This is a genomic window from Nocardioides caldifontis, from assembly GCF_008087345.1.
Taxonomy (GTDB): Bacteria; Actinomycetota; Actinomycetes; order Propionibacteriales; family Nocardioidaceae; genus Marmoricola_A; species Marmoricola_A caldifontis.
The window spans coordinates 434,226-447,710 of sequence record NZ_ML701737.1; the positions used below are offsets into that span (position 1 = coordinate 434,226).

General features: G+C 71.7%; 11 protein-coding genes and 1 pseudogene. 5 read left to right on the forward strand and 7 right to left on the reverse strand.

What is annotated here, in order from left to right; translation table 11 throughout:
• Positions 1–2: 2 nt before the first annotated feature.
• The 6 genes from FIP57_RS07855 to FIP57_RS07880 form a co-directional block, all read right to left on the reverse strand.
• Positions 3–965, reverse strand: coding sequence for an NAD(P)-dependent oxidoreductase (locus FIP57_RS07855; protein WP_148572957.1), 963 nt, complete (start codon positions 963–965; stop codon positions 3–5).
• Positions 962–1,723, reverse strand: coding sequence for a nucleoside/nucleotide kinase family protein (locus FIP57_RS07860; protein ID WP_148572958.1), 762 nt, complete (start codon positions 1,721–1,723; stop codon positions 962–964). The genes FIP57_RS07855 and FIP57_RS07860 overlap by 4 nt, the downstream gene beginning before the upstream one ends.
• Entirely contained in the window at positions 1,720–2,880 is a 1,161-nt protein-coding gene (locus tag FIP57_RS07865; RefSeq protein WP_148572959.1) for a phosphoenolpyruvate carboxykinase (ATP), read from the reverse strand. Before FIP57_RS07865 ends, FIP57_RS07860 begins: the two co-directional genes overlap by 4 nt.
• Positions 2,877–4,172: a sugar transferase gene (locus FIP57_RS07870; protein WP_203231111.1), complete on the reverse strand. Its 1,296-nt coding sequence runs from the start codon at positions 4,170–4,172 to the stop codon at positions 2,877–2,879. Before FIP57_RS07870 ends, FIP57_RS07865 begins: the two co-directional genes overlap by 4 nt.
• A 337-nt stretch (positions 4,173–4,509) precedes the next feature.
• Positions 4,510–5,253, reverse strand: coding sequence for a polysaccharide deacetylase family protein (locus tag FIP57_RS07875; protein WP_148572961.1), 744 nt, complete (start codon positions 5,251–5,253; stop codon positions 4,510–4,512).
• Positions 5,250–6,329 (reverse strand): glycosyltransferase family 4 protein, encoded by a 1,080-nt coding sequence (locus tag FIP57_RS07880; protein ID WP_148572962.1) that lies wholly within the window; start codon positions 6,327–6,329, stop codon positions 5,250–5,252. Before FIP57_RS07880 ends, FIP57_RS07875 begins: the two co-directional genes overlap by 4 nt.
• A gap of 176 nt (positions 6,330–6,505) precedes the next feature.
• Between FIP57_RS07880 and FIP57_RS07885 the strand changes: the two genes are divergently transcribed.
• Positions 6,506–7,537, forward strand: coding sequence for a sulfotransferase (locus FIP57_RS07885; protein WP_162529711.1), 1,032 nt, complete (start codon positions 6,506–6,508; stop codon positions 7,535–7,537).
• Here the strand turns inward: FIP57_RS07885 and FIP57_RS07890 are convergent.
• The gene (locus FIP57_RS07890; protein ID WP_148572964.1) at positions 7,492–8,250 is read right to left on the reverse strand and encodes a hypothetical protein; all 759 of its coding nucleotides are present in this window, start codon (positions 8,248–8,250) and stop codon (positions 7,492–7,494) included. The two genes, FIP57_RS07885 and FIP57_RS07890, sit on opposite strands and share 46 nt — an antisense overlap.
• A gap of 334 nt (positions 8,251–8,584) precedes the next feature.
• Between FIP57_RS07890 and FIP57_RS07895 the strand changes: the two genes are divergently transcribed.
• From FIP57_RS07895 to FIP57_RS07910, 4 genes and pseudogenes are all read left to right on the forward strand, one after another.
• Entirely contained in the window at positions 8,585–9,607 is a 1,023-nt protein-coding gene (locus FIP57_RS07895; protein WP_148572965.1) for a glycosyltransferase family 2 protein, read from the forward strand.
• Positions 9,582–11,084 carry a sensor histidine kinase gene (locus tag FIP57_RS07900; RefSeq protein ID WP_148572966.1) on the forward strand — a complete coding sequence of 501 codons (1,503 nt, stop codon included), beginning with the start codon at positions 9,582–9,584 and terminating at the stop codon, positions 11,082–11,084. Before FIP57_RS07895 ends, FIP57_RS07900 begins: the two co-directional genes overlap by 26 nt.
• Positions 11,078–11,749: a response regulator transcription factor gene (locus FIP57_RS07905; RefSeq protein WP_148572967.1), complete on the forward strand. Its 672-nt coding sequence runs from the start codon at positions 11,078–11,080 to the stop codon at positions 11,747–11,749. The genes FIP57_RS07900 and FIP57_RS07905 overlap by 7 nt, the downstream gene beginning before the upstream one ends.
• 154 nt (positions 11,750–11,903) lie before the next feature.
• Positions 11,904–13,181, forward strand: a pseudogene (locus FIP57_RS07910) (ISL3 family transposase).
• The last annotated feature ends 304 nt before the right edge of the window (positions 13,182–13,485 follow it).

Sequence of the window (13,485 nt, forward strand, 5' to 3'; positions counted from 1 at the left end):
GCTCAGACGACCAGCTCGCCATCCTGCACCTCCTGCTCCAGCCTCTCGGCCTCGAACGCGTCGATCAGGTCGACGACGCGGCTTCCGATGATCTGCTGCGCCTCGAGCGCCATGGCTCCGATGTGCGGCGTGAGCACGACGTTGTCGAGCCCCGCCAGTGGCGACAGCACGCCTTCCCCTTCGTTCTCGTGGACGTCCAGCGCCGCTCCGACGACCGTCGTGCGCTCCTGGAGAGCCCGTGCCAGCGCTTGCTCGTCGACCACCCCGCCGCGGGCCATGTTGACCAGCAGCGACCCCGGCTTCATGCGCGCCAGGAGGTCGGCGTCGACCAGGTAGCGGGTGGAGGAGCAGAGCGGCACGTGCAGACAGAGGAAGTCGGCCTCGGCCACGACCGTGTCGAGGTCGGTGAGGGTGACACCGCGTGTCGCCAGGGCGCGCCGCGCCTCGTCCCGGGGGTCGGCGACGCAGCCGAGCACGCGCATCCCCCAGGCGTGGGCCATCTCCCCCACCAAGCCGCCGATGCGCCCGGCGCCGACCACCCCGAGCGTCTTCCCCCGCAACATTGGGCCACCCAGCAGCGGCTTCGGCCAGTGGCCGGACCGCAGCTCGCGGTCCGCGACGACGACGTTGCGGGCCAGGGCCAGGAGGAGCGCGAAGGTCATCTCGGCAACGGGCACCGACGACACCCCGTTCACCCGGACGACCCGCACCCCCCGCTGCCGTGCGTGGCCGAGGTCGATGTTGTCGAGCCCGGAGCCGGCGCGCACGATGATCCGCAGGTCGGGGGCGGCCGCCATCACCTGCTCGTTCAGGACGACGCCGCTGCGGACCGCCACGGCTTGCCGGTCCGCGATCGAGGCGCAGAACTCTGCCTCCCCCGGGCTGGGCACCACGCGCAGGTCGTGCCTGCTTCCGAGGAGGTCGAGCGCGCCCGGGTCCAACGGGCTCGCCACCAGCACCCTCATCGGGCCACCTCCCAATGCTGGCACACGGTCCGCACGACGTCGGCGAGCACGACGTCGAAGGGTCGGGTGGCGTCGAGGACCACCATGGTGCGGGACTGCTCGGCCAGCGCGAGGTACTGCTGGCGGCGCTCCTCCAACCACTCGGGATTGGACTCGGGCTTCCGCGCGTGCAGCACGGCGGCCGGCGCGTCGAGGCAGATCGTGAGGTCGGGCTTCGGGTAGAGGTGGAGCAGCATCCACCCGTGCAGGCGAGCGCAGCGGCTGCGCGGCCGCTGCGTCGGGGCGATGTCGGCGTCCCAGTAGTCGGCGACGAAGTGCCGGTCGAAGACCACCAGCCGTCCGCGCCACCGGAACCAGAGCGCGATGGCCACGCGCAGCCACTCCTCCATCGCCCAGACCAGGAAGCGCACGACGTTCCAGGACGACCGCACGAATCTGGCAGGCAGCGGCGAGTCACCGGGCTCGACCGCCCGGAGCGGGCTCGCGACGAGGTCCGGGCGCCCACCGCGCCACCTCTTGACCGCCACGAGGAGGCGCGTCGTCGGCAGCATCAACGAGCTCGCCTCGAGGTTGACCCCCATGTAGAGGGTCCGGACCGGGCCCGGGAGCGGCGCCGCCCGCAGGGCGCGGGTCATCGTGCTCTTGCCGGCTCCGTCGGCGCCGACGAGGGCGACAGTGAGCCCTCGTCGGCGGACGACGGAGACCGCCGCGTGCCAGCCAGGCACCCGTTCGGCGGCATGGAGCCCACCCCCGGTCATACGGGTTCCCGGGAGACGGCGGACCCACCCGAGACGAGGTCCGCAGCTGCCGTGAGCACCGCGTCACCGAGGGCGGCGATGTCACAGGGGTAGGGGTGGGTCACGACGGCGGCGGGGCGCCGACCCATGAGCCGTGCCAGGAGCCGTGCCTCCTGACGGGGTGCCCCCTCGAGCGCGGCGCACCTGCGGTCGGGGAAGGCGAACCGGAACTGACGGTAGTGCGCCAGCAGCGGTGCGCGCTCCTCGCGGAGCGAGGCAAGCATCCGGCGTCCTACCTGCGCCGCCGTGGCCGGGGTGGTGGTGATGGCCTCACCGGTGGAGCTGAGGACGAGAACCACGGCGTCGAGCGAGCCGCTGAGGTCCACCTTCGCCTCGCCCACCAGCCCCGCCGGCGGCACCTGCACGTAGGCCTGACGCTCGAGCACCGGCGCCGCCTTGCGCGCCAACCCCGACGCCGGGGTGTTCGCGGTCGAGGCGACCTGCGCAGCCGTCGCGAACGACCGCCAGGCCCTCACCCGTCGCCGTTCCCCGCGCGACCGCGCGGACCGCACCTCCGGGAGCTGGTCGAGGTGCCAGCCCCAGAGCCGGATCCGCTCGGGCAGCCCCCACATGGTCCCGTCGGGGGTCAGGAACACCCACTCGTCGCCCACGTAGTGGGCCCCACGGGTGGCCGCCGCGAGCAGCGCTTCGGTCTTGCCGCCTTTCGACCACCCGGTGACCAGGACACCGCGCCCGTCCACGTTGAAGGCCGACGCGTGCAGCGGCAGGACGTCCTTGCCCAGCAGCACGAGGTTGAGGACGGCGAGGAGGTGCGGCACGGAGGTCGTCCCGCGCTGGCACTCCAGCATCGGAACCCCGCTGAGCGACTCGAACGGCAGCACCATCCTGGTCGGCTGCCCGCCGTTGCCGCGCAGCACCACGAACGACTCGTCGTCGAACCCGCAGTCCTGGAGCCCCACGTAGGTGAGAGGCCCGGGTGCGACCCGGTCGGCGAAACGCACTACTACGTCCGCCTCACCCTCCGGCGACGAAGGCGGCAGGCCGAGCTGCCGGCGCACGACGGCGACGTCACGCACCGTCGCCGACTCCACCCGGATCCTGGCGAAACCGTGCAGGTCGAAGTCGACCGTGGTCAGCTCGCGCGCCGCCGGGGTCACCGGTCGCCCCTGGTGACGAAGCCGACGGCAGTGCGGAGCAGGATCTTCACGTCGGTCCACAGCGACCACCGCGTGATGTACGCGTTGTCGAACCAGGCGCGCTCGGCGATGTCGGTGTCGCCGCGCAACCCGTTGACCTGGGCGAACCCGGTCAGCCCTGCGGGCACCCTGTGCCGGGCGGCGTAGTGCGGGTACTGGCTGCTGAACTGCTGCACGAAGTACGGGCGCTCCGGGCGTGGCCCGACGAGGCTCATGTCTCCGCGGAGCACGTTCCACAGCTGCGGAAGCTCGTCCAGCGACAGCGTGCGGAGCACCCGACCCACCGGCCCGAGCCGGGGATCACCCTGGATCGACCACTGCTGGGCGGACTCCTCGGCCGTCGTGGGCGTGAGCGAGCGGAACTTCAGGATCTCGAAGCGGTGCCCGTCGAGCCCGACACGGACCTGGCGGAAGATGACCCCCGGTCCGCCCTCGAGGTAGACGCACAGCGCGCACAGGGCGAGCACCGGCGAGAGCAGGACCAGGGCGACGACGGCCACCACCACGTCGACACACCTCTTGAGCCGCCAGGCCGGGCTGCGGTGGGCCGCCCGCCGCAACCGCACCAACGGCAGCGAGCTGACCGTGTGCATGGCGGCGTCGCCGTGAAGCGGGTGCAACCGCGGCAGGACGTAGATCTCACCCGAGCAGCGGTCGCACCTCTGCAGCGCCTCGGCGACCGCGCGGTCGTCCGCCGAGGTGTCGGCGACGACGATGTCCCAGTCGGGGTGGCTCGCCATGAGCGTGGGCAGCTGGCTCAGGTCGCCCAGCCAGGGCAGCGACCGCCCGCGGAGGGGCAGCATTGCGAGCTCGGTGGGGGTGGTGCTCTCGTCATCGATCCAGCCGACCGGCTCGCGGCCGCACTCGGGGTGGTCGAGCATCGCGACCGCGACGTGACGTCCCGCGGGTCCGATCCCCACGATCATCGTGGGGCGCCCCTGGCGAGCCCGACGCAGCCGACGCAGGGCCACGTAACCGACCAGACGCCCCCCGCATGCCACTCCGAGAAACATCACCACCGCGGTGACGCGGAGCGGGCGTCCCACCAGGTCACCAGCCGCCATGCCGATAGCGCTCACCACCAGCACGCGTCCGACCAGGCCGGGCAGCTCGTCCAGGAGTGCGGGCTCCACCGGGTCGCGGTACCGGCCGCCGGTGGCGTTCAGGACGAGGACGCCCGCGAGGACACCTCCCGTGATCCACGATGCCGACGGCATCGCCGCGTAGGCAGCACAGGTAGCGATGACGTCCACGACGACGAGCCAGACCGCGACGCGGCTCCGCCTCCTCGCGGATCGAGCCGGCGGCCGTTCGGACACCTGCTCCGGAGGCGCAGGTGCGAACTGGTCATGCGCCGGCAGCCGCTGCCCCGGGAAGTCAGCGATCGCCGATTCCCTTGACATGACGGTGCCGTGCTTGGGCATCCCGAGAACCCCCTCCGGACGCCACCACACCACCCGTGCCGTGCACGCCGTCCGGCGTGCAACCCCTGCGTCCGCTGCCATCGAAACTCCCGCAGCGTTCGGGTCGCAATAGTCCTCTCGACGTAAACGCCGCGGTGCACGCGCACCGGCCCCCGAGGCTCCGGGGTCAGCGGGAGGAGGCGCGGCGCGAAGCTGCGAGGGCCGGGAGCGAACGCACTGCCAGGTAGGGGCGGGCCAGCTTGATCCGCAGGTGCGCGATGGTGTTGTCGTGGTAGATGCCGACCCGGGGGACGGCGAACCTCCCCGGCTCCTCGCGCTGCTCAGGAAGCGCGAACGCGTGGGTGTACCCCGCGCTTGCCGCCGCCGCTCGAACGTCCCCGTCGTGCCGGCCACGTGGGTAGGCGAGCAGCCTGACCGGGTGCCCGAGCACCTCCTCGAGGACCTCCCGGCTGGCCCGCAGGTCCTCGACGCATTCCGCGAAGCTCAGCGTCGTGAGGTCGTGGTGCCAGTAGCTGTGCGACTCGAACGCGACGCCCGCCTCCTGCATCTCCCGGATCTGGTCGATCTCGAGCGTCGCGAGCGGCTCCGCCGGCGGGCGGTCGACCCAGTCCACCAACCTTCCCGGCTCCACTATTGTGCTTGCAACAAGAAAAACGGTGGCGGGCAGGCCTAGCTCGACGAGTAGCGGGAGGGCGTGGTCGTGCACGCTCGCGAAGCCGTCGTCGAAGGTGAGCGCGACGTCACGCCACCGTGGACCCGCCCCGAGGCCGAGCCGGTCGACGTAGGCGTGCAAGGGCACGACGCGGCGGTGGCGCGCCAACCACCTGGCGTGCTCGGCGAAGACCGCCGGCTCCATCGACATCGGCGCGGTCCAGCCCGGCTGCACCGCGTGGTAGCAGAGCACCGTCATCGCGCACCCACCGCCTCCGCATAGACCTCGCAGATCGCGTCGGCAACCCTGGCTGCCGAGTAGCGCTCCTCCACCCGCCGGCGACCGGCGGCCCCCATGGCACGTGCCCGATCGGCGTCGGACAGCACCTTCCTCAGGGCCACCGCCAGCTGCTCGGGCGCTTGGGGAGCGACGACGAACCCCGTGTGGCCATCCTCCACGAGCCGCGCCACGTCGCCCACGTCGGAGGCCACCACCGGCAGCCCCGACGCCATCGCCTCGAGCACCGACATCGGCATCGCCTCCCACCACGAGGGCAGGCAGAACACGTCGGCACCGGTGTAGACCGCCGGCATCTCCTCCGGCGGACGTGTCCCGAGCAGCCGCGCGTTGTCACGGGCTGCGGCGAGCACCGGTTCGGCCGCGGCAGGCCCCTCGTCCGGGGTGCCGCCGAGCAACCAGAGCTCGTGCTCCAATCCCTCGTCACGGAGGGTGGACGACGCCGACAGCAGGTCGAGGACCCCCTTCCTCGGCGTGAGCAACCCGACGTAGAGCAGGCGCGGCGGGCGGTGGTGTCCGGTGGACGGCGTGAACCGGTGGAGGTCCACCCCGTTCTCGACGAGCCGGACGCGGTCCGACCCCAGGGCGCCGACGAGCGCGACGTACCCGACTGTCCAGACCGCGACGACCCGGTGCACCGGCGCCATGGCGGCCTTCAGCAGCAGTTCGTTGCGGCGGGAGCCCAACCAGGTCGAGATGTTGCCGCCGTGGACGTGCATGACGACGGCGGCGCCGCGCAGCCGCGCGGCGAGTGCGAGCAGCCCGGCACGGGCGACGGTGACGGCGGGCGCGACCGCCGAGTTCACGTGGACCACGTCGTGGTCGCGCGCCATCCTCCAGACGGCGAGGACGTCCCGAAGGGTGCGGGTCAGGTTGCCGATCGTTACCTGGCCTCCTTGCGGAGCGCCGGTGTGCGCGACGTTGAGGAACGTCACCTCGTGCCGCCTGCCGACCTCCCCGGTGCGTAGCTCCTCGAGGAACGTGGGGATGCCACCACGATCCGGAGCGCCCTTGCCCACGAGCAGAACTCGACTCATCTGTCCCCCAAGCGTCGTGCCGGGCAGTCAAGGTAACGCGGCAACGCGTGCGCGGCGACCCTTCGGCTCCGGGTACCTCGCATCTTGCGGAGCGGCACCCGGGCGCGCACGATGAGCGCGTCGGCGCGATCGGGTCTTCGTCGGGGGCCGCGCGGACGGCGACGCTGGAGGGGCACGTGGAATCCTTCGACGCAGGGCGACGAGCGACCACCGAGGGCATCCCGGCGCGCGCACGAGGCAGCGTGCTGTCCCTCGTCGGCGCGGGCCGGAGCGGGTCGACGGTGCTGAGCTCGGTGCTCGGTGAGGTCCCCGGATTCTTCGACGCCGGCGAACTGCGCTGGCTGTGGTCACGCGACCTTCCCCAGCAGCGGCCCTGCGGCTGCGGGCTGCCTCCTGCCGACTGCCCGGTCTGGTCGGGCGCGGTGGAACAGGCCTTCGGCATCCCGCCGCACGAGCAGTCCGGACGCTCCCTGACTTCGGTGCTCGACCCCGTCGTAACGGCGCAGCGGGACACCACCCGGCTGCGCAACCGTCGAGCACTCCTCGCCGGCGCCGACGGTCGCCGACCGGTCACCGAGGCGCAGGCGACGTTGTCGGACGCGACGGTCTCCATGCTTCGCGCACTCTTGGACGTCACGGGTGCGACCACCGTCATCGACGCCTCGAAGCGTCCGCAGGAGGCCGCGGTGCTCGCCGCGACCGGCGCCTTCGACCACTACGTGGTGCACATCGTCCGGGACCCCCGTGCCGTCGTGCACTCATGGAGCCGCTCCAAGCCGCTCCCGGAGTTCACCGGCAAGGCGGCGATGGGTCCGCGCAGCATGCGCCGGACGTTGATGCGCTGGTGGGAGAACGCGGTCGGCGCCGAGGCCCTGAGACACCGGATCCCGCCGGATCGTTGGCTCTTCCTGCGCTACGAGGACTTCGCGCAGCGGCCTCGTGAGAGCGTCCGGCAGGTGCTCGAGCTCGTGGGCGACGCCCACGAGCCGCCCGTCGACGACCAGCGCTCGGTCGTGCTCGGCACGAACCACACGCTGTCGGGCAACCCGGACCGGTTCCGGTCCGGTCCGGTCGTGATCCGTCCCGACGACCGGTGGCGCACCGGGATGAGCCGGCGCGACAGGGCGGTCGTGCAAGCTGCCACCATGCCGTTCCTGCTGCGCTACGGGTACCCGTTGCGCGTGGCCTCGCCCGCCAGCGAAGCGTAGCGCGCGTACAGCTCCTCTGCTTCCGCGAGCAGCCGCTGGGCGTCCGGGTGCGCGAGGTCGGCGCGCACGCGCGCCTTCCCGCCCTCCCGTGCCGGGGAAGGGCGACCGACGTGGGTCTCGACGACCTCCCCGCGGCACTCCCGGCGGTTCATCTCCTCGACGAGCGCAAACGCCGCGGCCTCGTTCTCCTCGGTGGGTCGGTAACGCACGAACCCGGTGCCGAAGCGGCTGTTGACACGCTCGATGACGGCACCGAAGTCGTCGACGACCTGGTCGAAGGTCGCGACGACGAAGTCGTCACGGGCCCGCCACGCCGTCCGATAGGTGTCGAGGTACTCCAGCAACGCGTCGCGGACGGTCAGCGTCGGCCGCCGGACGAGGTACGACGCCACCGCATCCGACGGGCGTCGGATCAGGAGGACCGCAGGAACCTGGAGCCGAGCTGCCCGGAGCAGGTGCGGTCCACCGTGCAAGTGCCGGCCCAGATGCAGGTCCGCGCCGTTGGCCACGACGAAGGCGGCGACGCTGAAGGTGTTGCCGGACCGCAGAAAGCCGTCGATCACCAGGGCGGTGTGCCGACCGGCCAACGTCTGCCGCTTCTCCGGTCGCAACCACATCGCCAGGTCCCACACGTACGGCGTCCGTGCGAGCGGACGCCGCAGGTGGTGACGAACCCTGTCCGCCGCACGACGGGCGTTGTCACTTGGCCGCACGCCGTTGACGCTACACAGGCGATGAGCCGGTGCACCAGCGAGCGAAGGGCCCCCGGACCCGGTCCTGGACTAGCCCGCGGGACCGGCCGTGGCGGCCGGAGGTCCCGGCGATGTCCCAGGTTGTCCGGTCCAGGATGTTCGACGGTTGCTGACCTGTGGCCCCGAGCGCACGATGAGCGAACGACGCTCGAGCACTCGGGAGCAAGGAGTCGGGGCGATGGATGTTGCGCAGTTCAGACCACGGGCTGTCACTTCCGCCGGTGGACGCATGGGTCCTGGAGACGGAGATGGTCCATCCCGGGTTGCTGCCGTCGAGCGCTGGTGGTCCTGAGCTGTGGGGGGCTCGGACCTGGTGACCGTGGTGGTGCCGGCCGCCGATGAGGAACGCTTCATCGGTAGGTGCCTCGACTCGGTGTGCGCCCAGGAGCACACCGAGCTTCAGATCCTCGTGGTCGACGGCGGGTCGACCGACCGCACGGCCGAGGTCGTCCGCCAGCGCGCAGAGCGGGACCGGCGCATCGAGCTGCTGTCCCACCCCCGCCGCAACATCCCGTCGTCGCTCAACCTGGCACTGCGTCACGCGCGTGGACGTTGGCTCGTGCGGGTCGATGCGCACTCGACGATCCCTCCCGACTACGTCGCGCTCGCCGTCGAGCGGTTGCGCGAGGGCCGGTGGGGCGGAGTCGGAGGACGAAAGGACGGAGACGCGACGAGCGCCGCGGGGCGGGCCATCGCGGTGGCGATGGGCAGCAAGCTCGGCGTGGGCAACAGCCTGTACCACCACGGGACCCGTGAGCAGCAGACCGACCACGTGGCGTTCGGCGCTTACCCCGTCCCGCTGCTGAAGGAGCTCGGCGGCTGGAACGAGAGGATCACGGCGAACGAGGACTTCGAGCTGGACTACCGCATCAGGGAGCACGGCCACCGCCTGCTCTTCGATCCACGGATGCGGATCGCCTGGCGGTGCCGGGAGTCCACGGCGGAGCTGTTCCGCCAGTACCGGCGCTACGGCGCGGGCAAGGTCGACGTGGCGCTGCTGCACCCTCGGTCGATCAGCCCCCGGCACGTGATGCCGCCGGCGTTCGTGCTCTACGCGGCCCTGGCGGCCGTGCGCGGCGTTCGGCGGCCCGAGGTGGCGCTGGCGATGGTGGCGCCGTACCTCCTGGCGGTGGGCCTGGAGAGCGTGCGGTGCGGCTCGCGATTGCAGGGGATGCACGAGCGGAGCCGGCTCCCGCTGGCGTTCGCCTCGATGCACTTGGGGTGGGGCATCGGCTTCTGGTTGGGGCTGGTGCAGCGGCTCGGCGTACGCCGGGACGCCGGACAGGTGGGGGATGCCAGTGACCGTCTCGGGACGTGAGAGAGCCAGGACGACCGAGGGGCTCGGCCTCGGACGAGGTAAGGACCGGGCACCGGCGGCCGAGCCCGCCGACAGCGGGCCGGGCGCGGCGCCGGCCCTGCTCGCTACCTGGGTGGCCGCGGCCATCGGTGCGCTGGTGGTGGGGTCGACGCTGGTCGTCGGGGACGCCGCGACCGGCGCGGGTTCGGGTCGCGCCCTGGTGGCCGTCCAGTCCGTCGCTGCCTGCTGCAGCATGCTGCTCGTGCTGCTGCTTCTCGCCCGGGTGCGACGCACCCGCCGGCTGAAGGACTGGCGGCTCGCCACCGGGGTCGCCCTGCTGGGCGTCGTCGGGTGGCTCGTGAAGTACGGCGTGGAGATCGTCGCGCCGCCGCAGGCCACGCGGTTGGCCGTGTGGGGCGCCGAGGCCGTCCGACTGGTGGGGGTCGGGTTCATCGTCCTCAGCGCCGGGACCTCCGCAAGCCGTCGGGTCGGACGGAGCAGGGTGCTCACCGGGGCAGGGCTCACGGCGGCGTCGCTGGCGCTCCTGGTCGCCCTCGGCTGGCTGGTGCGCAGGGCCCTCCCCGACGCGCTCGACTACGGCCCGAGCACCGCCGTGCCCCGGGAGCTGCCCACGCAGCACCCCTGGCTCGAGGCCGCGCTGACCTGCACCGCCGCGCTCCTCCTCGTCGCCGCGCTCGAGTTCGCCGCGCAGTCCCGCCACGGGCAGGACCCCGTGGTCCGCGCTCTCGGCCCGGCCTGCATGCTGGGCGCCTTCGCCCACCTCCAGTACCTCGCCGTCCCCACGCTGTACACGACGTGGCTCTCCTCCGCCGATGCCTTGTGGTTCGCGAGCTGCCTCACGCTAGTCATGGCTTCCGCCGGGGAGGTGAAGCGCTACTACAGCTTGCAGTGCAGGCGCGAGGCGGTGCGCGCGCGGAGGAGCTTCGCGCGGGAGCTCCACGACGGTGTCATCCAGGAGCTCGCGTTCCTGCGGGCCGCCGCCTCCACGCGGGAGACGGTCGACCGGCGCATGGTGGTCGAGGCGTGCGACCGTGCGCTGCTGGAGGCGCGCACGGCGTTGCACACGGTCGTGCCCCGGAGCGACCGCGGGCTGGTCTCGGCGCTCGAGCCGCACGTCCGTGAGCTCGGCGGCCGGTACGGCGTCGCGGTCGGGGTGCGGCTCGACGACGCCGTCGCGGCGCCCCCCGGTGCCGCGCACGACGTCGTGCGAATCGTGGGCGAGGCGATGGCGAACGCCGTCCGGCACGGCCACGCCTCGAGGATCGACGTCTCCTTGCTGGCGCTCCCCGGCGGCCGGGCCCGGCTGACCGTCCGTGACGACGGAGGCGGGTTCACCCGCTCGCAACCAATCGCATCCCCTGGAGCCAGCGGCGGTTACGGGCTGAGCTGCATGCGGGAACGCGCGATGTCGTTCGGAGCCGACTTCGACGTGCGTTCGACGCCCGGCCGGGGGACGGAGGTCGAGATCACATGGTGAACGCGGACGAAGAAGTCCCGATCCTCGGGACGGCCCCCACGACCGTCGTCGTCGTCGACGACCACGCGCCGACGCGCAGCCTCATCGTCGAGCTCCTGAGCGGCACCGGCTTCGACGCGGTCGGACAGGCGGCGACGGCGCGTGGGGCCATCGAGGCCGCGACGCGGCTGCGGCCTGACGTCGTGCTCCTGGACATCGAGATGCCGGGCAGCGGGATCCACGCGGCCCGCGTGCTGAGCCGCTCCCTCCCCGGGACCACGGTGGTGATGCTCACAGCCTCGGAGGAGGACGCCGACCTCTTCGAGGCGGTGCGGGCGGGAGCCAAGGGTTACCTCGTGAAGAGCGCCGGGCTCGACGACCTGGCGGCCGAGCTCCGCGCCGTGCTCGACGGCCGACCGGCGCTCTCACCCGCCCTGATGACTCGCATCCTGAAGGAGTTCCGGCGCCACCGGCACATGATCCCGTCCAGGGCCCGCCTGGACTCCCGGCTCACCGAGCGCGAGCGGGAGGTGATGGAGCTGCTCGCCGAGGGGCGCAGCACCGAGGAGGTCGCCGGGTCGCTCTTCATCACCGCGACCACGGTGCGCGTGCACGTCTCCAGCGTCGTGCGCAAGCTCCAGGCGCGGGACCGCGAGCAGGCGGTCCGCCTGCTGCACCGCGGTTGACCCTAAGAAGGGGGTTCTCCTGACCCATCCGTGGATGCCTGAGCGCGCCGGAGAGTCGAGCACGCCGTTCCCTGTCAAGGTTTCTGAGCGGTCTAGGAACAGGAACCATCGAGCGGAGGACGGCGTGCAGAACGCCACCTTGTAGCGCGCCCTTTTGGGGGTCGAGAAGACGTCATCGAGTCGGTCGAGTTCGACGAGGACGACGGCGTACTCATCGCTCTCTGCGGCCGGCACGTCGAGCAGCTGGGCGGTGCGGGAAATGCCTACGTCGTGCACCGAACTATGACCACGGTGAGGGTCGGCGCCGCTGGCGGGCCTTGGGCCTGGGCACTGTCCCGGTCTGGCTTGAGGCCGATGCCCCGCGAGTGAACTGCCGCAAGCACGGCCCGACCGTGCGGGCGGTGCCGTGGGCTCGCCATGCCGCCGGCCACACCCGTGCCTTCGACTCCCAGGTCGCTTGGCTGGCCACCCAGTGCTCCAAGACCGCGGTGACCGAGCTGATGAGGATCGCCTGGAGAACCGTCGGTGCGGTCATCACCCGGGTTTGAAATGACGTCGATGCCGTCCAGGACAGGTTCGCCGGGCTGAGGCGAATCGGGATCGATGAAATCTCCTACAAGCGTGACCGCTACCTGGTTGTGGTGGTCGACCACGACACCGGCCGCCTTGTCTGGGCGGCGCCGGGTAAGGACAAGGCCACGCTGCACGGCTTCTTCGACGCACTGGCAGCCTCGGGCACGGCGGTCGGTGAGGACCGCTGCGCGGCGATCACTCACGTCTCGGCCCACGGAGCTGACTGGATCGAGGCGGTGGTCCGTGAACGCTGCCTCAACGCGGTGCGGTGCGCGGGCCCCTTCCACATCGTGCGCTGGGCCGCCACCGAAGCCCTGGACGCGGTGCGCCGCGAGGCCTGGAACACCGCTCGACGCGCAGCCGGTGGCAGCCGCTACGTCGGAGCTGCCCACGGCCGGCCTCAACATCAGGCGAAGGGCTACGCCCGCGCTCTGAAGAACGCGCGCTGGGCGTTATGGAAGAACCCAGAGAACCTCAGCAATTACCAGACAGTGAAGCTGGCGTGGATCGCGAAGAACGATCCTCGGCTCCACCGGGCCTACCGGTCCAAGGAAGGGCTGCGGCTGGTCTTCCAGCTGCCCGCTGAAAAAGCCCCCGACGCTCCGGAGGCATGGATCGGCTGGGCACGTCGGTCACGGATCCAGGCGTTCGTCGACCTCCAACGGCGCATCGTCAAACACCGAGAAGCGATCCTCGCCTCCACGAGCACGGCCTGTCCAACGGGCGCATCGAGTCGGTCAACGCCAAGATCCGACTCATCACCCGCGTCGCGTTCGGATTCAGATCACCCGACGCCCTCATCGCGCTCGCCATGCTCAACCTCGGCGGCCACCGCCCCGTCCTCCCCGGCCGGAAATGACCCAGGGATGGGTCAGAAGAACCTAAAAAAGCGGAAGGGCCCCGGAGGGGGGTTCCCGAGACCCTTCCTGGCGCTCGACCACGGACATCCGGGCCGGGCGCCTCCCCACGGGGCTGCGGTGGCCTCAGGAGATTTGGAGCCTTCCGGGTCGAACGGCTCCGCCGCCTCGGACGGCGGAGCCGCCTGCTCGACCCACCCATCGTGGAGCACGCCCCGTTCCGCGTCGGATGCTTTGCTGGTGCCACCTCCGCGTGTGCTCATCCCTTCCCACGACTGTAGGGAGGTCCGCCGGGGGTGCGCCACA

Bases quoted from the DNA above. Each gene is read 5' to 3' on its own strand.
- FIP57_RS07855 (WP_148572957.1), bottom strand. From the start codon at position 965: ATGAGGGTGCTGGTGGCGAGCCCGTTGGACCCGGGCGCGCTCGACCTC.
- FIP57_RS07860 (WP_148572958.1), bottom strand. From the start codon at position 1,723: ATGACCGGGGGTGGGCTCCATGCCGCCGAACGGGTGCCTGGCTGGCAC.
- FIP57_RS07875 (WP_148572961.1), bottom strand. From the start codon at position 5,253: ATGACGGTGCTCTGCTACCACGCGGTGCAGCCGGGCTGGACCGCGCCG.
- FIP57_RS07880 (WP_148572962.1), bottom strand. From the start codon at position 6,329: ATGAGTCGAGTTCTGCTCGTGGGCAAGGGCGCTCCGGATCGTGGTGGC.
- FIP57_RS07900 (WP_148572966.1), top strand. From the start codon at position 9,582: ATGCCAGTGACCGTCTCGGGACGTGAGAGAGCCAGGACGACCGAGGGG.
- FIP57_RS07905 (WP_148572967.1), top strand. From the start codon at position 11,078: ATGGTGAACGCGGACGAAGAAGTCCCGATCCTCGGGACGGCCCCCACG.